The following is a 21,300-nucleotide window of genomic DNA, read 5'->3' as shown; positions in this document are numbered from 1 at the left end:
TACCGCCGACACCCGCCCGACACCGGGTCGGCCTCCCCCACGACATCGAAGAGGTGACATGACCGGGCGCAGCGAGGAGCGGCCGCCGGGCCGCGGTGAGAGCCGGCCGGGCGCCGAGTCGCCGTCCGGCGACTGGTACGTGGCCGACACCTACGCCCAGGACCCGTACGCGGCCGACGCGTACCGGGGCCCCGAGGACGGCCAGGACCCGTACGGCCTGCGGGGCGGCGGGCCCGCCGCGCAGCAGCAGGCCGCGGCGTACGACGTGCCGCCGCAGCTGCCGCCGCAGGGCGGCGGCTACCCGGTGCCCGTCCCGGCGGCGCAGTTCGCCCCGCCCGTCCCGCCGGTCCAGCCCGGCTGGGACACCCCGGTGCACCAGCCGCCCGCCCAGCCTCCGGTCCAGTCGCAGTCGCAGCCCGCCACGGGCTGGCCGGCCGAGGCGTCCGGCTGGGAGCGGCCGGCACCGGTCGGCGGCCAGTGGGGCGGGCCGCAGCAGGAGCAGGAGCAGCAGTGGCAGCCCGGCCCGGCGCACTCGGCGTGGGACTCCGAGTCCACCGAGTACGTCGGTGTGGACGCGCTGTTCGGCGGCGCCCAGGCCGGTCAGGGCGGTCAGGCGGCCCCGGTCGCCCCCGTCGCCCCGGCGGCCGAGGCCCGCCGGCCGGCCCAGCAGCCCCCGGCCGGGCCGGTGCAGCCGCTGCTCGCCCAGCCGCCGGCCGCGGCAGCCGCACCGTTCGCCCCGGCCGCACCGTTCGCCCCGGCCGCGCCGTTCCCCCCGGGCAACGGCGGGTACCAGGGCCAGCCCGGCCGGCCCGGTCACCCGGGGCCGCACGGCCACCGGGGCGGCCCGCACGGCACCGACGGGGAGCGCCCATTCGTGCCCCCGATCGAGTTCGACCCGCCACTCTCCGAGGAGGAGGCCACCATGCAGGTGGCCGCGGTCCAGATCCCGCCCGCGGTGGAGCCGCTGGACGAACTGGCCGCCGAGGGCCCGGCCCCCCAGGCGCCTCCGGCGGCCGGCGGCGGCAAGGCCTCCAGCCTGCTCAACTCCAGCGCGATCATGGCGGCCGGCACCCTCGTCTCCCGCGGCACCGGGTTCGTCCGCACCATGGTGATCACGACCGCGATCGGCGTCGGCCTCATGGGTGACTCCTACAACGCGGCGTACACCCTGCCCACCCTGCTCTACATCCTGATCGGCGGCGGCGCGCTCAACGCGGTGTTCGTCCCGCAGCTGGTCCGCAGCATGAAGAACGACGAGGACGGTGGCACCGCCTACGCCAGCCGGCTGCTCACCCTGGTGATGGTGGGCCTCGGCGCCGTGGTGCTGCTGGCCGTCGCCGGGGCCCCGCTGCTGGTGCAGCTGATCTCGCACTCGATGATGGAGACCCCGGCCCGGGCGGACACCACCGTGGCGCTGGCCCGGTACTGCCTGCCGACGATCTTCTTCATGGGCATCCACGTGGTGATGGGCCAGGTGCTCAACGCCCGCGGCCGCTTCGGCGCGATGATGTGGACCCCGGTCCTCAACAACATCGTGGTGATCTTCACCTTCGCCGCCTACATCTGGGTCTTCGGCGGCTTCGGCACCACCGGTGTCACCCCGGAGAACATCAGCCCCGAGGGCGTCCGGCTGCTCGGCATCGGCACCCTGGTCGGCCTGGTCGTCCAGGCGCTGGCGATGATCCCCTACCTGCGGGCGGCGGACTTCCACTACCGGCCGCGGTTCGACTGGCGCGGCCACGGCCTCGGCAAGGCCGCCCGGCTGGCCAAGTGGACGTTCTTCTTCGTGCTCGCCAACCAGGCCGGCTTCCTGGTCATCACCCAGCTGGCGACCGCGGCCGGCAGCGCCGCCGCCGACGACGGCCACAACGGCGTCGGCCTGGCCGCCTTCTCCAACGCGCTGCTGATCTGGCAGCTCCCGCAGGCCGTCATCGTCGTCTCGCTGATGAGCGCGGTGCTCCCGCGGCTCTCCCGGGCCGCCGCCGACGAGGACGCCGGCGCGGTGCGCGACGACATCTCGTACGGGCTGCGGACCACCGCGGTGGCGGTCGTCCCGGGCGCCTTCCTGTTCCTGTCGCTCGGGCCGGCGATCGGCCGCGCGATCTACGGGGTGGGCGGCAGCCAGACCGACCTCGACAGCGCGACCAACGTGGGTCTGATGCTCTCGGCCTTCGCCCTGGGCCTGATCCCGTACTCGGCGCAGTACGTGATGCTGCGCGGCTTCTACGCGTACGAGGACACCCGGACGCCGTTCTCCAACACCGTCTGGGTGGCGGTCTGCCAGGCCACCTTCTCCGTCCTCTGCTGGTTCCTGCTGCCCGCCGAATGGGCGGTGGTCGGGATGTCCTTCGGCTACGGCGTCGCCTACGCCGTCGGAGTGACGGTGGCGGTGCCCAAGCTGAAGCGGAAGATCGGCGGCCTGGACACCAAGCGGATCGGCAAGACCTACACTCGCCTGATCACCGCCTCGGTGCCGGCCGCGCTGGTCGGCGTGGGCGTCAGCCTCGCGGTCCAGCAGGTCGTCGGTGGCTGGCTGGGCAGTGTGCTGACCATCGTCGTGGCCGGCGGCCTCCAGCTCGCCGTCTTCGTGCTGATCGCGAAGAAGCTGCGGATCGAGGAGCTGAACGCCATGCTGGGCATGGTCCGCGGCCGACTGGGCCGCTGACCCGTCGCACCAACCGGCCGGACCGGCCGCCGCCCTGACCGGGCGTCAACCGGACGGACGGGATTCTCCGCCCTATCGGGGCAGGTGCTGGGCCGCCCTCCGCACCCCGGGTCCTCCCGGGCCCGGAGTGGCGGCCCAGTGCCGGATCTGCACCACATCTCTCCACCGTCACGCAACCGTGCGGACGTTTCAGCGGTCGTACCCGGTGGAGAAGAGTGGGCACAATTGTCCTGGAGCACCGGGCCTCGGCCCGGGCCGCTCCAGCGACTCTCTCAGGCCGGGGCGACACAAGGGGAGGCAGGACCACGGTGGCTGATGGCACCAAGGCGGTCGTCGACACGTCAGCAGCTGACGGGGCGGCGGACGAAGCCGCACTGGCCGCGGCGATCGACGAACTCGCCGACGGGGCGGCCCGCGCCGCAGGCACCGGCGACGCCGGCACCGCAGCGGACGCCGGGAAGGCCGGTGACTCCGGTGGCTCCGGTGACGCCCGCACCGGCGACGCCGGCGAGCACGACGGGGACGGGACGGACGGCGACGCCGGCCCCGACGCCGACGAGCCCACTCCCGGGGCGCCCTCCGGCAGCGAGGAGACCTCCGAGATCACCGCGCCGCTGTCGGCCGCGGAGATCCGCGCCGAGCTGAGCTCCGGCGGCGCCGCCGCACGCAAGGCGGCCGGCGCCGCGGCGGCCCGCCCCGCCCGACCGCCGCAGGACCCGCAGCCCACCCACGACCCGCGCGCCACCGGCACCCTCCCGCGGACCCTCCCGGCCCCGCTGCGGCACAGCGGCGACATGATCGGCCACCGGTACCGGCTGGAGGAGTGCATCTCCCACACCGAGACCTTCAGCAGCTGGCGCGCGGTCGACGAGAAGCTCCGCCGCGCCGTCGGCGTCCACCTGATGGCCTCCGGCCACCAGCGCGCCCGCAAGGTGCTGGCCGCCGCCAAGTCCGCGGCACTGCTCGGCGACCCGCGCTTCGTGCAGGTACTGGACGCCGTCCAGGAGGGCGAGCTGGTCTACGTCGTGCGGGAGTGGCTGCCGCACGCCTCCGACCTCGCCAAGCTGCTCGCCGACGGCCCGATGGAGCCGCACGAGGCGTACCAGATGGTCCGCCAGGTCACCGACGCGGTCGCCGCCGCGCACCGGCGCGGGCAGGCCCACCTGCGGCTCACCCCGCGCTGCGTGCTGCGCACCGACAGCGGCCAGTACCGGATCAACGGCATCGCGGTCGACGCCGCGCTGCGCGGCCTGCCCACCGAGGGCTCCGACGCGGACGCCGACCGGACGGACACCCGGGCCATCGGCGCCCTGCTGTTCGCCGCGCTCACCCACCGCTGGCCCTTCCCGGAGGACCGCTACGACCTCCAGGGCCTGCCGAAGGACCTCCGCGACGTCCCGCCGGACCAGGTCCGGGCCGGCGTCCACAAGGGCCTCTCCGAGCTGACCGCCCGCGCCCTGTTCGACCGGCCGCCGCACCACGCCGAGCCGTTCCGCTCCCCCGAGGAGCTGGCCAAGGCGATCGCGCTCATGCCGCGGATCCGCCAGCCCGAGCCGGAGCTGCCCGCCTTCCCCGTCCCGCCGCGGCACATCACCCACGCGCTGCCCACCGCGCCCAACCCGACCCGGGTGGTCGCCGCCCCCGGCACCGCCCCGGCCCCGATGTCGGCGGCCCCGGCACGGCGCCCCGGCCGGCGGCTGCGCCGGGTGGTCAAGGTGACCGCCTGGACGGTCGCGCTCGGCGCGATCGGGGTCGCCTCCTGGCAGCTGGTCGACCAGCTGCGGACCGGCAGCCACGCGGGCGCGGCGCCGCAGCCGAGCAGCACCAGCGCCACCCCGAGCACCCACGCCGTGCCCCGCACCCCGGTGCCGATCCCGGTCAAGGAGGCCTTCGACTACAACCCGCTGGGCGACTCCCGGCAGGGCGCGTACTCGCTCCCCAACGCCATCGACGGCAAGACCGAGACCGAGTGGACCACCGGCTGGTACAACGACCCGTTCGGCCCCAAGCCGCCGGCCAAGGAGGGCATCGGGCTGCTGCTCGACCTCGGCACGCCGCAGCCGGTCTCGTCGGTGAACGTGCAGTTCACCACCACGACCTCGGCCGAACTGCGGGTCCCGGGCACGGCCGCCGTCGGCGACCCGCAGAACGCCAAGCCCGGCGACTTCTCGATCGTCGCCGGCAAGAAGACCGGGACCGCGATCGAGTACACCCTGGACAACCCCGTCCCCACCCGCTACCTCTTGATCTGGCTGACCGGCCTGTCGAAGGACCCGGACGGCAAGTACCGCGGCCACGTCGCCGAGGTGAAGGTCTCGGGCTGAGCCGGCCCACCGCCGCAGCAGCGGTGGTGGCGGACGCAGGGGCGGACGCGGCGGCGCGGCCGGTGGAACGGCACGAACGGCGAGGGGTGACAGTGGCGGACGACGGACCCGGACGGACCGACGACGCGGCGCTCCTCGCCCGGCACGTCGCGGGCGACCGGGAGGCCTTCGGCCTGCTGGTCGACCGCCACCGGGACCGGCTCTGGGCGGTCGCCCTGCGCACCCTCGGCGACCGCGAGGAGGCCGCCGACGCGCTCCAGGACGCCCTGGTCTCGGCCTTCCGGTCGGCGCACACCTTCCAGGGCCGCTCGGCCGTCACCACCTGGCTGCACCGGATCGTGGTCAACGCCTGCCTGGACCGCGCCCGGCGCGCCGCCACCCGACGCACCAAGCCGCTGGACGACGACCCGCAGCGACTCGACGCGATGGTCGGCTCCGCCGAACCGGCCGACTCCCCGGTGGTCCGGGCGGAGGTGCACCGCGAGGTGACCGCCGCACTGGCCGAGCTGGCGCCCGAGCAGCGGGCCGCCCTCGTCCTGGTCGACATGCAGGGCTACCCGGTCGCCGAGGCGGCCGAGCTGCTGGGCGTACCCGTCGGGACGGTCAAGAGCCGTTGCGCCCGGGGCCGGGCCCGGCTGCTGCCGCTGGTCCGCCACCTCCGCGAGGGGGGCGCGGAGCCGGCCGCGGACGGTGTTCCACGTGGAACCGGGCCGGCCTCGCCCGCCCCGGGCCCCGGGCGGCCGGCCCCGGGACCACCGCCCGCCGCCACCGCGGCGGCCCCGCCGGGGAAGACCGGCGGGGCGCCGGGGAACCCGTCCGGGCCCCGCACCGTCACAAGGACAGGCCCGGACACCGGCCGGCCGATTCTGGAAGGAGACGTGAGCACGCGATGACGGCCCCCCTCTCCTCCCCCGACCCCGCCGACGGCCGGCACGACCCGCACAGCCCGCACGACCCGCACAGCCTGCTCGGGCCGCATCCCGAGGTCGACGAGCTGGCCGACCTCGCCGAGGGGCTGGTCGAGCCCGCCGCCGCCGAGGCCCTGCACGCCCACCTGACGGACTGCGCCGAATGCCGGGAGACCGCCGAGGCCCTCGCCGAGGTGCAGGCGCTGCTGGGCGCCGCCGAGCCGCCGGCCATGCCCGCCGACGTCGCCGCCCGGCTGGACGCCGCCCTGGCGGCGGCCGCGGCCGAGCTGCCTTCCGCACCCGTCGCCGAGCCGTCCACCGAGGGCCCTGGCGCCCCGCAGAAGGCCCCCGCGGGCCCCGGCCGGGCCACCGCCCCGGCCGGGCCGTCCCGCCCCTCCTCCGGCCCCGCCACGGCGCCCGGCGGCCCGCCACGGCGCCCCGCCACGGCCCCGGCCGCCACCGGACCGGGCCGCCACCGGCGGCGCCGCCTCGCCCTGCTGGTCGGCGCGGCCGCCGTGCTGCTCGCCGCCGGGCTCGGCGGCTCCCTGCTCCTCCCGTCGGGGGACCACCGGGCCGCGGACACCACCGCCGCCTCGGCCGGCACCCCCGCCGCCGGGGTCCTGCCGGGCAACCCGCCCAGGTCGGCCAAGGCCGAGACGGGCGCGGGCGCCGATGCCGGGGCCAGTGCCGGTGCGGGCGCCGACACCGGCACCACCGCGTACCAGGAGAGCCGGCTGGCGGAGCAGGTCCAGCAGCTGCTGGCGCGCACCGGCGCGACCACGGACGGCTCCGCCGACCCCGCCCGGCCGTCCGTCGGCCCGTCGGCGGCGCCGCCCGCCGAGAGCCAGCAGGGCATCGCCGGCGGCCACGGCGCCACCGCCTGCCCGGCGCTCGCGCCGGGGCGGCTGCTCGCCACCGGCTCCGGCAGCTACGCCGGCAGCCCGGCCGAGATCCTGGTGTACGCCGAGCCGGGGCGGACCGACCGGCTCGACGTCTTCCTCCGCGCGCCCGACTGCGGCCCGGTCCTGCTGCAGCGCACCGTCCCGGCCCACTGACCCCGCCGGCCGGGCGGAACGCACCCACCACCCGCCGCCGGGCCGGCCGTGCTCGCCGCCCGGCTCGCGCCCGCCGCCAGAAGACCCAGCCACCCGAAGACCCCGCCACCCGAGGGACCTGTGCCTGTCGGCGGGCACCGCCCCGACGATCGACGCCCGGGGCGGTGCGACGCTCCCACCCTGTGGGCACCTGGTACGGATCCGCCTGGGAATGCGAGAGACTGGTCAGTCGTTGTCCCGGGCGGCGGAGCAGGACCGCCCTCCCCGCACCTAGCGCGGGTCGCGATGCGAACCAGGAGATGCAGTGAGCGACGTCCGTAACGTGATCATCATCGGTTCCGGCCCGGCCGGCTACACGGCCGCGCTCTACACCGCCCGAGCCTCCCTGAAGCCGCTGGTCTTCGAGGGTGCCGTCACGGCCGGTGGCGCGCTGATGAACACCACCGAGGTGGAGAACTTCCCCGGTTTCCGGGACGGCATCATGGGCCCCGAGCTGATGGACAACATGCGGGCGCAGGCCGAGCGCTTCGGCGCCGAGCTGATCCCGGACGACATCGTCGCGGTCGACCTCACCGGCGACATCAAGACCGTCACCGACTCCGAGGGCAACGTCCACCGGGCCCGCGCCGTGATCGTCACCACCGGCTCCCAGCACCGCAAGCTCGGCCTCCCGCGCGAGGACGCGCTCTCCGGGCGCGGTGTCTCCTGGTGCGCCACCTGCGACGGCTTCTTCTTCCGCGACCAGGACATCGCGGTGGTCGGCGGCGGTGACACCGCCCTGGAGGAGGCGACCTTCCTCTCCCGCTTCGCCCGCAGCGTCACGATCGTCCACCGCCGGGACACCCTGCGCGCCTCCAAGGCGATGCAGGAGCGCGCCTTCGCCGACGAGAAGATCCGCTTCGAGTGGAACAGCGCCATCGAGGCCGTCCACGGCGACCCGAAGCTGACCGGCGTCACCCTGCGGGACACCGCCACCGGCGAGACCCGCGAGCTGCCGGTCACCGGCCTGTTCATCGCCATCGGCCACGACCCGCGCACCGAGCTCTTCAAGGGCCAGCTGGACCTCGACGCCGAGGGCTACCTGAACGTCGAGGCCCCCTCGACCCGGACCAACATCCCGGGCGTCTTCGGCGCCGGCGACGTCGTCGACCACACCTACCGCCAGGCCATCACGGCCGCCGGCACCGGCTGCTCCGCCGCGCTGGACGCCGAGCGCTACCTGGCCTCGCTGGCCGACCTGGAGGCCCAGGCCGCCACCGTCGCGGTCTGAGCCGGACGGCCTGATCCACGCAGCACCCGCTCGACCCGCGTGGGGGTGTTCCACGTGAAACACCCCCGCCCTGCCAGGTACGAAACAGAACGGGCCCGCCCGTTGTTCACCTGACAGCAGCCCTCTCCGTTTGACCCCGAGGAGTCCCCGTGGCCGGCGCCACCACCACCGTCACCGACGCGACGTTCAAGGCCGATGTCCTGGACAGCGAGAAGCCCGTACTGGTCGACTTCTGGGCCACCTGGTGCGGCCCGTGCCGCCAGGTCGCCCCGATCCTGGACGAGATCGCGGCCGAGCACGGCGACAAGCTGACGATCGCCAAGCTCGACGTCGACAACAACCAGCAGACCGCCGCGACGTACAACGTGATCTCCATCCCGACCCTGATCGTCTACAAGGGCGGCGAGCCGGTGAAGCAGATCACCGGTGCCCGTCCGAAGGCCGCGCTGCTGCGCGAGCTGGCCGAGTTCATCTAGGTCCGGCCCGCACGACGCCACGAGGGCGGGGCTCCCCCATCGGGAGCCCCGCCCTCGTCGTTTCCCGCACCGCTGTCGGTGCGGCCCCCGTGCCACCCCCGCACCGCTGCGGACTCCGCACCGCCACCGGCTAGAACGGACGCAGCGCCGGTTCCTTCCGCGCCCCGCCGAGCAGCCGCTCCAGCGCGACCTCCACGTCGCCGCGCCAGGAGAGCGTGGTCCGGGCCTCCAGCCGCAGCCGCGGGTACCGGTGGTGCGGCCGGACGGTCTTGAAGCCGACCGCGAGCAGGTGGTCCGCCGGCAGGACGCAGCTCGGCGGCCGGCGGCCGGTCGCACCGAACGCCTCGATCGCCTTCACCCCGCGCCCCAGCAGGTCCTTGGCCACCGTCTGCACCAGCACCCGGCCCAGCCCCTGTCGCTGGTAGCCCGGCAGCACCCGGCTGATCATCAGCTGAACGGCGTCCGGCGACACCGGGCTGGTCGGGAAGGACTGCGACCGCGGGACGTACGCGGGCGGAGCGTAGAGGACGAAGCCCGCGGGGTTGCCGTCCACGTAGACGATCCGGCCGCAGGAGCCCCACTCCAGCAGGACCGCGGAGATCCACCCCTCCTTCTCCAGCTCCGGCTTCCCGGACTCCACCGCGGCGCGGCCGCTCACCGGGTCCAGCTCCCAGAACACGCAGGACCGGCAGGTCGTCGGCAGGTCCGTGAGGTTGTCCAGCGTCAGCGGAGCGATCCGGCGTCCCATCCCCCGCACCTCCTCGTCCACGTCCACGTCACAGTCGAGCCTTCCCCCCGAACGCCGATGGGTGCATGTTCCACGTGGAACACCGCCCACGTGAAGCATGCACCCATCGGGTCGCGTCCTCGGCGTGATCAGCCCTGCGACAGCCGGAGACCGTCCTCACCCGGGGCCAGGCTGTCCAGGATCCGGTTGAGGTCCTCCACCGAGCCGAACTCCAGGACGACCTTGCCCTTGCCGAGCTTTCCGCCGCGCTGCGAGACCTCGACCTTGACCCGGGTGTCGAAGCGGTCCGAGAGCCGGCTCGCCAGGTCGTTGAAGGCCGGCGAGAGCAGCTTGCCGGCCTGCGGGCCCGCCGGGCGCTTGGGCTTCTGCTCCGGGTTCATCAGCTTGACGATCTCCTCGGTGGTCCGCACCGAGAGGCCCTCCGCGATGATCCGCTTCGCCAGCTCCTCCTGCCGCTCCGCGTCCGGCACACTCACCAGTGCCTTGGCGTGCCCCGCGGTCAGCGTCCCGGCGGCGACCCGGCGCTGCACCGACGGCGGGAGCTTCAGCAGCCGCAGCGTGTTGGTCACGTGCGGACGCGAGCGGCCGACCCGGTCGGCCAGGCCGTCGTGGGTGCAGGAGAAGTCCCGCAGCAGCTGGTCGTAGGCGGCGGCCTCCTCCAGCGGGTTCAGCTCCGCCCGGTGGAGGTTCTCCAGCAGCGCGTCCAGCAGCAGCTTGTCGTCCTCGGTGGCCCGGACGATCGCCGGGATCTGCTCCAGCCCCGCCTCCCGGGAGGCCCGCCAGCGGCGCTCGCCCATGATGAGCTCGAAGCGCTCGGGCGCGACCTGGCGCACCACCACCGGCTGGAGCAGGCCCACCTCCTTGATGGAGGCGACCAGCTCGGCCAGCTTGTCCTCGTCGAAGACCTCACGCGGCTGGCGCGGGTTCGGCGTGATCGAGTCCAGCGGCAGCTCGGCGAAGCGCGCCCCCGCCACCTCCACCAGCTCCGACTCGGCCGCCGCGCGCTCCCGGTCGGCCTGCTCGCGCAGGCTCTCCGCCGCCGCCCTGGCCGCCACCGTGCCGCGCCCGGTCGGCAGCACCGGCACCGCGGCCGGTGAGACCACGCCGGTCGCCGCCACCGGGGCCGGTGCGAACTCCGCCACCGTCACACCGGAGGCCGATGTGTCGGCCGGGATCAGCGCCCCGATCCCTCGTCCCAGACCCCTGCGCACACTCACCGATTGCCCTCCGTCGTACTGTGCTCCGCGACCGGGGCGCCCTGCCCCGGCTCGCCGTCCCGCTGCTGCCCCACCAACGAGCCGTTGCGTCCCGCGGAAACCGCCCGCATCGCCAGCTCCCGGGCGGCCTCCAGGTAGGAGAGCGCACCGGTCGAACCCGGGTCGTAGGTGAGCACCGTCTGACCGTAGCTGGGCGCCTCCGAGATGCGGACCGAGCGCGGGATCGCCGTGCCCAGCACCTCCTGCGGGAAGTGCGTCCGGACCTCCTCGGCGACCTGCGCGGCCAGCCTGGTCCGGGCGTCGTACATCGTGAGCAGGATGGTGGAGACGTGCAGGGTGGGGTTCAGGTGGGCCCGGACCAGCTCGACGTTGCGCAGCAGCTGGCCGAGGCCCTCCAGCGCGTAGTACTCGCACTGGATCGGGATCAGCACCTCCTGGCCGGCCACCAGGGCGTTCACCGTGAGCAGGCCGAGCGAGGGCGGGCAGTCGATCAGGATGTAGTCCAGCGGCTGCTCGTACGCGGCGATGGCGCGCTGGAGCCGGCTCTCCCGGGCGACCAGCGAGACCAGCTCGATCTCCGCACCGGCCAGGTCGATGGTGGCGGGGACGCAGAAGAGCCCCTCGACGTCCACCACCGGCTGCACCACGTCGGCCAGCGGCTTGCCCTCCACCAGGACGTCGTAGATCGACGGCACCTCGGCGTGGTGGTCGATGCCGAGCGCCGTGGAGGCGTTGCCCTGCGGGTCGAGGTCGACCACCAGGACGCGCAGTCCGTGCATGGCGAGCGAGGCGGCCATGTTGACGGTCGAGGTGGTCTTGCCCACCCCGCCCTTCTGGTTGGCCACCACGATCACCCGGGTGGCCGCGGGCCGGGGCAGCCCTTCGCCCGCTCGGCCGATCGCCTGGACCGCAGCCTGGGCAGCACGCGCGATGGGCGTGTCATCGATCTGGTCGATGGTCTCCGAGTCCTGCATGGAGGTCAGTGTTTCACGTGGAACCGGAGCGGCAACAGTCGCCGCCCGGAAGAGGCCGAGCCCGCGGCGGAGCCGCAGGTCGAGACTGTCGGTGAGCAGGGAGCGACGTTTCACGTGAAACACCATGCCCGCAATGTCGGAATTCTGACGGTGCGACACTCCGGTGTTCCGGTGTCATCCGGACGGTCCCCCGCCCGTCACCCGGGCGTCACCGGGGCGCCGGCGGGGCCAGGACGGAACGCAACGGGCGGGTGGTCCGAGGACCACCCGCCCGTTCGCCTGCATCACCGCCGGCCCTCGCCGACCCCGTGCGACCGCGTGCGACCGCGTGCGACCGCGTGGATCAGCGGCTGCGACGCCGCCCGCTGCGACCGCTCGCGGTGCCGCGCACGACACCGGCGGTACGCCCCGCCCGGGCCGCCTTGGCCCGCCGGGTGGCCGCCTTCACCCCGCCGGGGCTCTCCCCCGCCTTCACCTGGATCACCCGGGTCGAGGTCTCCAGGGTGCCCTCGCCGACCGAGATCACCGTCCACTCGACGGCCCCCAGCTTGGCCAGGCCGGCCCGCGAGTCCGCCAGCTCCTGCTCGGCGCTGTCGCCCTTGAGGGCCAGCATCTGGCCGTGCGGGCGGAGCAGCGGCAGGCCCCAGCCGGCCAGCCGGTCGAGCGGAGCGACCGCCCGGGCGGTCACCACGTCCACCGCGAGCTTGCCGACCATCTCCTCGGCCCGGCCGCGCAGCACCGTGACGTTCTCCAGACCGAGCTCGCGGACGACCTCCTCCAGGAAGGTGGTCCGCCGCAGCAGCGGCTCCAGCAGCGTCACCGAGACGTCCGGGCGGGCCAGCGCCACCGGGATGCCCGGAAGGCCTGCACCGGAGCCGACGTCGCACAGGGTGGAGCCGGGCGGCAGCAGCTCGGCCAGCACCGCGCAGTTCAGCACGTGCCGGTCCCAGAGCCGGGGCACCTCCCGCGGGCCGATCAGCCCGCGCTGGACGCCCGCGGTGGCCAGCAGCTCGGTGTAGCGGACCGCGGCGTCGTAGCGGTCGCCGAAGACCTCCCGGGCGACCTCCGGGGCCGTACCCGGCTGCTCGGCGGCCGTGCCCTCCCCAGCCTCCCCAGCCGGGCCGGCCGGGCCCGCCGGACCCGCCGGGCCCTCGGCGGCCGAACCCCCGGCACCCGCCACCGGCTCACCGGCAGCTGCGCTCTCCGTGTCCATCTCGACCTCTCCGCTCCCCGGATCCACCGACCCGCTTCTCCGCACCGTTTCACGTGAAACATCTCTCGCCGGGCAGCCACACCCTGCGAAGGGACAACGACCCCGCCCGCACGAGGCGGACGGGGTCGGGTCCTCTGAAGGCCACCGGCCGCCGGAGCGGCCGGTCATCGACTTCCCCGGGTTCAGACCGGCAGCACGACGACGAACCGCTGGGGCTCTTCGCCCTCCGACTCGCTGCGCAGACCGGCCGCGGCCACCGCGTCGTGGACGACCTTGCGCTCGAAGGGCGTCATCGGCTGCAGCTTGACCTCCGCCCCGGTGCTCTTCGCCTGCTCCGCGGCCTCGGCGCCGAGCGTGGCCAGCTCGGACCGCTTGCGGGCCCGGAAGCCGGCAATGTCCAGCATGAGGCGGCTGCGCTCGCCGGTCTCCCGGTGGACAGCCAACCGGGTCAGCTCCTGCAGGGCCTCCAGCACCTCGCCGTCCTGGCCGACCAGGCGCTGCAGCGCGCGGTCGTTGCCTTCGCCGACGATGGACACCAGGGCGCGGTCGCCCTCGACGTCCATGTCGATGTCACCGTCGAGGTCCGCGATGTCCAGCAGACCCTCCAGGTAGTCCGCCGCGATGTCGCCCTCCTGCTCCAGACGGGAGATGAGGCTCTCGTCGGCGCTGGCAGCGTCCTCGACCTCGACGGCGGAGGTGGTGCCTTCCGTCACTGATGGACTCCTTCGGGGATGGGCCCGGGTGGTGGGCCGGGAACGAGGTTCGGGGGGCGCTTCGCGGTCGGTCAGGGCTTCTTCTTCGGCCGCTGGCCGCCGCCCTGCCCACCGCGCCTCGGCTGCTGCCGGCCGCCCTGCTGCCGTGCCGGGCCCGACTTGGCGCCACCGGGCCGGCTCGCGGCCGGCTTGGTGCTGCCGGACTCGGCCGGGACGGCCTCGGGGGTCGGCGCGGTCTCCTCGGCCGGGGCCGCGTCGTCCTTGGTCAGGCTGGCGGTCTGGGTGCCGCCGTGCTGGCGCTGCGCCTTGGTCTGCTTGCGCGGCTGCTGGCGGCGCACCTGCACCGAGTCCTCGACCACGGCCGCCGCGGAGGCGCTGGTGGCCGCCTTCTTCGGAGGCAGGATGCCCCAGAGCGCGCCCTTGATCACGGTGCCGTCCGGGTTGAGCCGGCCCTGCTTCTTCAGCCGCACCTGGCGCTCGTCCCAGGCCTTGCTGCCCGGAGTCGGGTTGTTGCGGATGACGATCAGCTGCTGGCCCATCGACCAGACGTTCGTGGTCAGCCAGTAGACGAGGACACCGACGGGGAAGTTGATGCCCATCACGGCGAACATGATCGGGAAGACGTACATCAGCATCTTCTGCTGCTGCATGAACGGCGTCTTGACCGTGAGGTCCATGTTCTTGGTCATCAGCTGGCGCTGCGTGATGAACTGCGACAGCGACATCAGGATGATCATCACGGCGACGACGATCTTGACGCTGGTCTCCGGGCTGCTGACGAAGGTCGCCGAGAGCGGGGCACCGAAGATGTGCGCCTTGCCGGCGCTGGTCAGCAGCGGGCCGTCGATGACGCCGATCGGCTTGCCCTTGGCGACCGAGGCCAGCACACCGTAGAGAGCGGTGAAGAACGGCGCCTGGACGAGGATGGGAAGGCAGCTGGAGAACGGGTTGGTACCCGCCTCCTTGTACAGCTTCATCATCTCTTCGGACTGGCGCTGCTTGTCGTTCTTGTAGCGCTCCTGGATGGCCTTCATCTTCGGCTGGATCGCCTGCATGGCCCGGGTCGCCTTGATCTGCTTCACGAAGAGCGGGATCAGGCAGATCCGGATCACGACCACCATGGAGGCGATGGCCAGACCCCAGGCCCAGCCACCGTCCGGGTCGAAGATGTGGCTGTACAGCGAGTGGAACTGGACGATGATCCAGGACACCGCTGTGTACAGGGGGTTCAGGAAGGAGAAGGTCACCGGTCAGGCTCCTTGGACATTGGGATCGGCCCCACGGGACCAATGGTCGCCGGGCCCTCTGGGTCCGGACCGGCGGGGGGCGTGGTCACCGGCTGTCCGGCGGCGGACCGGCCACTCAGCAGGTCGCGCAGTCGGCGGTGCCACACCGGGTGCTTACGCGGCGGAACATGATCGACCCCGCCGGGCGTCCACGGATTGCAGCGCAGGATGCGCCACACGGTCAGGCCGCCGCCCTTGACCGCCCCGTGCACCTTCACGGCCTCGAAGCCGTAGTGCGAACAGGAGGGGTAGTAACGGCAGACCGGACCGAGCAGTGGGCTGATGGTCCACTGGTACACCCTGATCAGACCCATCAGCAGGTACTTCATCGCCCTGCTCCCGTCGGCGCCGTCGAGGCGGGCTCCGCCTTCAGCAACCGCTTGAGCGCCGCGTCCAGGTCGCGTTCGAGGTCCTGGTACGAGGCGGACGCGGCCTGGGGCAGCGCACGCACCACTATCAGGCTACCGGTGGGCAGCCTGGACAGACGATCACGGACAAGATGGCGAAGCCGGCGCTTGACCAGGTTCCGGACGACGGCCGGGCCGACGGCCTTGCTCACGACGAAACCCGCACGCGCCGAAGGAGTCCCCTCGGCGACGTGCGGGCGGGAGTCGCTGGTCCGGTCGGCCGGGCCCCTGAGGTCACCGTCTCTGCTGAGATGGACGACCAGTAGGGGCCGGCCGGCCCGACGACCGCGTTTCACTGCGGTCGCGAAGTCCTGGCGCCGCCGCAGCCGGTTTTCGGAGGGCAGCACAACAGACTCTTGGCGCGGATCAGGCGGAGATGGCGCTGCGGCCCTTGCCACGGCGGGCGGCCAGGATGGCACGGCCGGCGCGGGTACGCATACGCAGCCGGAAGCCGTGGGTCTTCGCGCGGCGACGGTTGTTCGGCTGGAAGGTGCGCTTGCTCACTCGGGGGCTCCTGAGGTGAATCGTAGGATGACGGGAAGTCGCTTGGCCGTCACCGTGCGTCCGCGTGATCTCCCCTGATACGGAAATCCGGCCCATCACCCCAGTTCGGCTGGGGTTTCAGGCAATCCACGGCGCCCGTGCTGCGCGCCTTATGGAGCGGGTGGACCCGCGGACATGCGGCAGCGGCCATCGACAACTCGACCTGGTTACGGTACGCGGGACGGGGCGCGAGGGTCAAACCAGCCGTTCGAACGGGTCGGCACGGCCGTCCCCGGGCGGCCCCTCGGCGGCCCCGTCGCCCACAGCCTGTGGACAACGACTTGATCCGGCTCTGTTCGCTGACTACCGTTGCAGGACTTGTCTGGTTTGTTCTGCGTCGACGGACCCCCGTTCCACAGTCTCTTGATCCACCACCCCTGCTGGAGCCGCGGGGAACCGAGAAAGCGTGCACCAGTGGCTGATGTCAACAGCGACCTCGTCCCGGTCTGGGCGAGGGTCGTCGAGCGGCTGGTCAGCGACCCGGACATCGGGGAGATGGACAAGCAGTGGGTGCAGCGCACCCAGCCGATGTGGATGATGCACGACACCGCCCTGCTGGCGACCCCCAACGAGCGGGCCAAGCAGGTGCTGGAGGGCCGGCTGCTGCCGCAGCTGACCGAGGCGCTCAGCCGCGAGCTCAGCCGCCCCGTCCGGATCGCCGTGATGGTCGACGCCAACGCCGTCCCCACCGCCCCCGTACCGGCCGAGCCGCCCGCCGCCGACCCGTACCCGCACTCCGAGGGCGGCGACTACGGCCGGCGCCCGCACCCGGGCCACGAGGGCCCGGGCCCGCAGAACCACCCGGGACACCAGAACCACCAGAACCACCAGGCCTACGAGCGGCCCTACGAGGCCGAGTACGAGCGCGACCAGTACGGGACGGGCGGGTACGAGGAACGCCAGGAGCCCTCCTACGGCGGCGGGCACCCCGGGCCGTACGGCGGGCCGGCCCAGCCGCAGCCGTGGGAGAACCACCGCGGCTACCCCGAGCAGCAGGGCGGCTACTCCGACCAGGACCAGTCCGGCCCGCGCCAGGCCCCCCGGCCGCTCCCCGGTCCGCCCGCGACCACCCAGGGCGACCTGTTCGGCGGCGCCTACGGCCCCGGGCCCGGTGAGCACCCCCGCACCGGCGCCGGCCGCCGCTCCCCCGCGGGCCGCCCGCCGGGCGGCCGCCCGACCGACAAGGCGCCCGCCGAGCGCGCCCCCGACCGCCAGGCGGTGCCCGGCGTCCCGGCGCCCCCCGGCGCTCCCCCGGCCGGCGGCTCCCGCAAGGACGAGCCGGCCGCCCGGCTGAACCCCAAGTACCTCTTCGACACCTTCGTCATCGGTGCGAGCAACCGCTTCGCGCACGCGGCGGCGGTGGCGGTCGCCGAGGCTCCGGCCAAGGCGTACAACCCGCTCTTCATCTACGGCGAGTCCGGGCTGGGCAAGACCCACCTGCTGCACGCGATCGGGCACTACTCGCGGAGCCTCTTCCCGGGCACCCGGGTGCGCTACGTGTCGTCCGAGGAGTTCACCAACGAGTTCATCAACTCGATCCGGGACGGCAAGGCGGACGCGTTCCGCAAGCGGTACCGGGACATGGACATCCTGCTCGTGGACGACGTGCAGTTCCTGGCCAGCAAGGAGTCGACGCAGGAGGAGTTCTTCCACACGTTCAACACCCTGCACAACGCCAACAAGCAGATCGTGCTCTCCTCCGACCGGCCGCCCAAGCTGCTGACCACGCTGGAGGACCGGCTCCGCAACCGCTTCGAGTGGGGGCTGATCACCGACGTCACCCCGCCGGAGCTGGAGACCAGGATCGCGATCCTGCGCAAGAAGGCGATCCAGGAGCAACTGAACGCCCCGGCCGACGTGTTGGAGTTCATCGCGTCCCGGATCACCCGCAACATCCGGGAGTTGGAGGGCGCCCTGATCCGGGTCACCGCCTTCGCCAACCTCAACCGGGCGCCGGTGGACCTGGAGTTGGCCGGCATCGTGCTCAAGGACCTGATCCCGGGCGGGGACGAGGACGCCGGCCCGGAGATCACCGCGCAGGTCATCATGCAGCAGACCGCCGCGTACTTCGGGCTGGGTGTCGACGACCTCTGCGGATCCTCGCGCAGCCGCGTGCTGGTGACGGCGCGTCAGATCGCCATGTACCTGTGCCGGGAGCTCACCGATCTCTCGCTGCCCAAGATCGGTGCCCAGTTCGGCGGCCGCGACCACACCACGGTGATGCACGCCGACCGGAAGATCCGGTCCCTGATGGCCGAGCGGCGCTCGATCTACAACCAGGTCACCGAACTGACCAACCGCATCAAGAGCTAGGCGCCGGCCGCAGAGCGGCCCCCAGCCACCCGGAAGGGCGTCAGGAGCGATCCTGACGCCCTTTCTGCGTGCCCACAGGTGTGCGCGGCGGACCGGCGGGGCAGGGATCCCCAGGGAGCGCCGCCGACGGCCGCCCCGCCGGCCCACGGGCCGCGCCGAACACCTGACCGGTGGTTCGAACTGCCCGGGCGCGCAGGGCCGTTATCCACAGCCGGGGCCCCTTCTCCGCCGTCCACAGGCCGGTGGGCCCCGAGTTATCCAGAATTCCTCCACAGCCCGGCCACCGCTACGCTCTTCCGCGCAGGTCAGGTGCCTGTGGACTTGTGCACAACCGTTGTCCACAGCCTGTGGACAATTGGTGGGCCGTCAGTGGGCCGTCCGGGTTGTCCACCGGTTGTCCCCAGGGCCGTCCGGGTTATCCCCAGGTTGTCCACAGCGGCGTCCACAGTTCGACAACCGTGGGCCCGCGTTCATACCCTGGTGTGAAAGGCGTCACGTAATGTTGACCGGCGCCCGTGGATAACCGGGCCCGGATCTGGGGACAGCTCTGGGGATAACCTGTGGATACCCGGCGTGTCCTGTGGGTAACGCTCCGCTGTCCACAGCGGGCCGTGTCCGTCCACAGCCGCCGTCCACACCTCCTGTGGACAAAAAAGCCGCGCTGACCTGCGGAAACGGGGTTATCCACGGTTTCCACAGGCCCTACTACTACTGCTACACCTATAGACCAGTCGAATCGCTCAAAAGCGGGTGGGCCCGGATTCTGTGGACAACCGGATCCCGACATCCGTTCGGGTTGCTTCCGCCCGTCTGCCCCGTCTGTCGGTGGAGTACGTCAGACTGTCCTCGGCAACCGGATGCCGAGTGGGCAGAGCTCGGCGGTCGGTCGCACCGACGACCAAGATCAGAAGAACCAGACGTGCGAGCGGGAGCGCTCGATCCAGGAGGCGGTTACCGGTGAAGTTCCGGGTGGAGCGTGACGTCCTCGCGGAGGCGGTGGCCTGGGCTGCCCGCAGCCTCCCGGCACGGCCGCCGGTGCCGGTGCTGGCCGGCCTGCTGCTGACGGCACAGGAGGGCAGCCTGGCGCTGTCCGGCTTCGACTACGAGGTCTCGGCCCGGGTCGAGCTGGAGGCCGACGTGGAGGAGGCCGGCACCGTGCTGGTCTCCGGCCGGCTGCTGAACGACATCTCGCGCAACCTGCCCAACCGGCCGGTGGAGATCTCCACCGACGGCCAGCGGGTCAGCGTGGTCTGCGGCAGCTCCCGGTTCACCCTCCCCACCCTCCCGGTGGACGAGTACCCGGCCCTGCCCCAGATGCCGACCGCCACCGGCACCGTCCCGGGCGACGTCTTCGCCTCGGCGGTCAGCCAGGCCGCGGTGGCCGCCGGCCGTGACGACACGCTGCCGGTACTGACCGGTGTCCGGGTCGAGATCGAGGGCGACCGGATCACCCTGGCCGCCACCGACCGCTACCGGTTCGCCGTCCGCGAGCTGCTGTGGAAGCCCGAGCAGCCGGACATCTCCGCGGTCGCCCTGGTGCCCGCCAAGACGCTCCAGGACATCGCCAAGTCCCTGGGCAGCGGCGACAGCGTCTCGATCGCACTCTCCTCGGGCGGTGCGGGCGAGGGCCTGATCGGCTTCGAGGGCGCCGGCCGCCGGACCACCACCCGGCTGCTGGAGGGCGAGTTCCCGAAGTTCCGCAGCCTCTTCCCGACCGAGTTCAACGCGATCGCGGCGATCCAGACCCAGCCCTTCCTGGAGGCGCTGAAGCGCGTCTCGCTGGTCGCCGAGCGCAACACCCCGGTCCGGCTGAACTTCGAGGAGGGCGTGCTGACGCTGGAGGCCGGTTCGGGCGACGACGCCCAGGCCACCGAGCGGATCGACGCCTCCCTGGAGGGCGACGCCATCTCGATCGCCTTCAACCCGGGCTACCTGGAGGAGGGCCTCAAGGCCATCGACTCCGCCTACGCCCAGCTGAGCTTCACCACGCCGACCAAGCCGGCCCTGCTCAGCGGCAAGGCCTCGGTGGACACCGAGGCGGACGAGGCCTACCAGTACCTGATCATGCCGGTCCGCCTCTCCGGCTGACGTCCCGCCGACGTCGGGCCGCCGGCCGGCCGACGTCCGGCCGCGGTCCGCGGACCGCTCGGCCGGCGCGCTCCACCCACAGGCTGTGCACAGCCTGTGGACGGCCTCCCCCGGTCGGCCCGACCGGGGGAGGCCCTCGTGCTTCAGCGCGTAGGCTCAGGACAACGCGGCAACGGCGCCGCCGGCAGACATGTCACCACAGGTAAGGACTTGGTCATGGAGCTCGGCCTCATCGGTCTCGGCAAGATGGGCGGCAACATGCGCGAGCGGATCCGCCGCGCCGGCCACACCGTCATCGGTTACGACCGCAACCCTGACATTTCTGACGTCGAGAGCCTGCCGGAGCTCGTCTCCAAGCTCCAGGGCCCGCGCGTGGTCTGGGTCATGGTGCCGGCCGGCGCCGCGACCCAGGCGACCGTCGACGAGCTGGCCGAGCTGCTCTCCCCCGGCGACGTCGTGGTCGACGGCGGCAACTCCCGCTGGACCGACGACATCAAGCACGCCGAGTCGCTGGCCGCCAAGGGCATCGGCTTCGTCGACTGCGGCGTCTCCGGTGGCGTCTGGGGCCTGGAGAACGGCTACGCCCTGATGTACGGCGGCAACGCCGAGGACGTCGCCAAGGCCAAGCCGGTCTTCGACGCGCTCAAGCCCGAGGGCGACTTCGGTTCGGTGCACGCGGGCGCGGTCGGTGCCGGCCACTTCGCCAAGATGGTCCACAACGGCATCGAGTACGCCATGATGCAGGCCTTCGCCGAGGGCTGGGAGCTGCTGGAGGCCGCCCCCGAGGTCACCGACGTGCGCGAGGTCTTCCGCAGCTGGCAGGAGGGCACGGTGATCCGCTCCTGGCTGCTCGACCTGGCCGTCCGCGCGCTGGACGACGACGAGCACCTGGCCAAGCTCAAGGGCTGGGCCGCCGACTCCGGCGAGGGCCGCTGGACCGTCGAGGCGGCGATCGACCACGCCGTGCCGCTGCCGGCGATCACCGCCTCGCTGTTCGCCCGCTTCGCCTCCCGCCAGGACGACTCGCCGCAGATGAAGATGATCGCCGCGCTGCGCAACCAGTTCGGCGGCCACGCGGTCGAGTCGAAGTAGTCCGGCCC

General features: G+C 73.1%; 18 protein-coding genes. 9 read left to right on the top strand and 9 right to left on the bottom strand.

Features of this window, described 5'->3' with window-relative positions:
• The first annotated feature begins 58 nt into the window (after nt 1-58).
• The 6 genes from murJ to trxA all read left to right on the top strand — a co-directional run bounded on the left by murJ (nt 59) and on the right by trxA (nt 8,698).
• Nucleotides 59-2,665 carry a murein biosynthesis integral membrane protein MurJ gene (gene murJ, locus OH807_RS21485; RefSeq protein WP_406201307.1) on the top strand — a complete coding sequence of 869 codons (2,607 nt, stop codon included), beginning with the start codon at nt 59-61 and terminating at the stop codon, nt 2,663-2,665.
• 308 nt (nt 2,666-2,973) lie between these two features.
• On the top strand, nt 2,974-4,989 hold the full coding sequence (locus OH807_RS21480; RefSeq protein WP_406201304.1) for a protein kinase family protein: 2,016 nt from the start codon (nt 2,974-2,976) through the stop codon (nt 4,987-4,989).
• 92 nt (nt 4,990-5,081) lie between these two features.
• Entirely contained in the window at nt 5,082-5,882 is an 801-nt protein-coding gene (sigM, locus tag OH807_RS21475) for an RNA polymerase sigma factor SigM (RefSeq protein ID WP_406201302.1), read from the top strand.
• Nucleotides 5,879-6,952, top strand: coding sequence for a hypothetical protein (locus OH807_RS21470; protein WP_406201300.1), 1,074 nt, complete (start codon nt 5,879-5,881; stop codon nt 6,950-6,952). The genes sigM and OH807_RS21470 overlap by 4 nt, the downstream gene beginning before the upstream one ends.
• Before the next feature lie 304 nt (nt 6,953-7,256).
• Nucleotides 7,257-8,222, top strand: a complete 966-nt coding sequence (gene trxB, locus OH807_RS21465) for a thioredoxin-disulfide reductase (RefSeq protein WP_406201297.1) — start codon at nt 7,257-7,259, stop codon at nt 8,220-8,222.
• A gap of 149 nt (nt 8,223-8,371) precedes the next feature.
• The gene (trxA, locus tag OH807_RS21460) at nt 8,372-8,698 is read left to right on the top strand and encodes a thioredoxin (RefSeq protein ID WP_406201295.1); all 327 of its coding nucleotides are present in this window, start codon (nt 8,372-8,374) and stop codon (nt 8,696-8,698) included.
• A 130-nt stretch (nt 8,699-8,828) separates the two neighbouring features.
• Here the strand turns inward: trxA and OH807_RS21455 are convergent, their stop codons facing one another.
• The 9 genes from OH807_RS21455 to rpmH form a co-directional block, all read right to left on the bottom strand.
• Nucleotides 8,829-9,446, bottom strand: a complete 618-nt coding sequence (locus tag OH807_RS21455; protein ID WP_406201293.1) for a GNAT family N-acetyltransferase — start codon at nt 9,444-9,446, stop codon at nt 8,829-8,831.
• Nucleotides 9,447-9,574: 128 nt separating this feature from the next.
• On the bottom strand, nt 9,575-10,663 hold the full coding sequence (locus OH807_RS21450; RefSeq protein ID WP_406201290.1) for a ParB/RepB/Spo0J family partition protein: 1,089 nt from the start codon (nt 10,661-10,663) through the stop codon (nt 9,575-9,577).
• Nucleotides 10,660-11,610 carry a ParA family protein gene (locus OH807_RS21445; protein ID WP_406211100.1) on the bottom strand — a complete coding sequence of 317 codons (951 nt, stop codon included), beginning with the start codon at nt 11,608-11,610 and terminating at the stop codon, nt 10,660-10,662. Before OH807_RS21445 ends, OH807_RS21450 begins: the two co-directional genes overlap by 4 nt.
• 370 nt (nt 11,611-11,980) lie before the next feature.
• Nucleotides 11,981-12,850, bottom strand: a complete 870-nt coding sequence (rsmG, locus tag OH807_RS21440; protein WP_406201287.1) for a 16S rRNA (guanine(527)-N(7))-methyltransferase RsmG — start codon at nt 12,848-12,850, stop codon at nt 11,981-11,983.
• 182 nt (nt 12,851-13,032) lie between these two features.
• Nucleotides 13,033-13,563 carry a protein jag gene (locus OH807_RS21435; RefSeq protein WP_406201285.1) on the bottom strand — a complete coding sequence of 177 codons (531 nt, stop codon included), beginning with the start codon at nt 13,561-13,563 and terminating at the stop codon, nt 13,033-13,035.
• A gap of 71 nt (nt 13,564-13,634) precedes the next feature.
• Complete coding sequence (gene yidC, locus OH807_RS21430) at nt 13,635-14,810, bottom strand: membrane protein insertase YidC (protein ID WP_406201283.1); 1,176 nt, start codon at nt 14,808-14,810, stop codon at nt 13,635-13,637.
• Nucleotides 14,807-15,178 carry a membrane protein insertion efficiency factor YidD gene (yidD, locus tag OH807_RS21425; RefSeq protein WP_406201281.1) on the bottom strand — a complete coding sequence of 124 codons (372 nt, stop codon included), beginning with the start codon at nt 15,176-15,178 and terminating at the stop codon, nt 14,807-14,809. Before yidD ends, yidC begins: the two co-directional genes overlap by 4 nt.
• Nucleotides 15,175-15,603: a ribonuclease P protein component gene (rnpA, locus tag OH807_RS21420; protein WP_406201279.1), complete on the bottom strand. Its 429-nt coding sequence runs from the start codon at nt 15,601-15,603 to the stop codon at nt 15,175-15,177. Before rnpA ends, yidD begins: the two co-directional genes overlap by 4 nt.
• 19 nt (nt 15,604-15,622) lie before the next feature.
• A complete protein-coding gene (gene rpmH, locus OH807_RS21415) occupies nt 15,623-15,760 on the bottom strand; it encodes a 50S ribosomal protein L34 (RefSeq protein ID WP_148643823.1) in 138 nt (45 codons plus the stop codon).
• Between the two features lie 453 nt (nt 15,761-16,213).
• Here rpmH and dnaA point away from each other — a divergent pair, with 453 nt between their 5' ends.
• From dnaA to gnd, 3 genes are all read left to right on the top strand, one after another.
• Nucleotides 16,214-18,112 carry a chromosomal replication initiator protein DnaA gene (gene dnaA, locus OH807_RS21410; protein ID WP_406201276.1) on the top strand — a complete coding sequence of 633 codons (1,899 nt, stop codon included), beginning with the start codon at nt 16,214-16,216 and terminating at the stop codon, nt 18,110-18,112.
• 957 nt (nt 18,113-19,069) lie between these two features.
• A complete protein-coding gene (gene dnaN / locus OH807_RS21405) occupies nt 19,070-20,200 on the top strand; it encodes a DNA polymerase III subunit beta (RefSeq protein WP_406201274.1) in 1,131 nt (376 codons plus the stop codon).
• Between the two features lie 216 nt (nt 20,201-20,416).
• A complete protein-coding gene (gene gnd, locus OH807_RS21400; RefSeq protein WP_406201271.1) occupies nt 20,417-21,292 on the top strand; it encodes a phosphogluconate dehydrogenase (NAD(+)-dependent, decarboxylating) in 876 nt (291 codons plus the stop codon).
• Nucleotides 21,293-21,300 lie beyond the last annotated feature (8 nt).

It is taken from the genome of Kitasatospora sp. NBC_01560 (genome assembly GCF_045208415.1).
GTDB lineage: Bacteria > Actinomycetota > Actinomycetes > Streptomycetales > Streptomycetaceae > Kitasatospora.
This window is presented reverse-complemented; position numbering and strand designations above follow the sequence as displayed.

What these genes read in the sequence shown, in the direction of transcription:
- yidD (WP_406201281.1), bottom strand. Translation starts at nt 15,178, where the DNA reads ATGAAGTACCTGCTGATGGGTCTGATCAGGGTGTACCAGTGGACCATC.
- OH807_RS21470 (WP_406201300.1), top strand. Translation starts at nt 5,879, where the DNA reads ATGACGGCCCCCCTCTCCTCCCCCGACCCCGCCGACGGCCGGCACGAC.
- OH807_RS21455 (WP_406201293.1), bottom strand. Translation starts at nt 9,446, where the DNA reads ATGGGACGCCGGATCGCTCCGCTGACGCTGGACAACCTCACGGACCTG.
- murJ (WP_406201307.1), top strand. Translation starts at nt 59, where the DNA reads ATGACCGGGCGCAGCGAGGAGCGGCCGCCGGGCCGCGGTGAGAGCCGG.
- rsmG (WP_406201287.1), bottom strand. Translation starts at nt 12,850, where the DNA reads ATGGACACGGAGAGCGCAGCTGCCGGTGAGCCGGTGGCGGGTGCCGGG.
- gnd (WP_406201271.1), top strand. Translation starts at nt 20,417, where the DNA reads ATGGAGCTCGGCCTCATCGGTCTCGGCAAGATGGGCGGCAACATGCGC.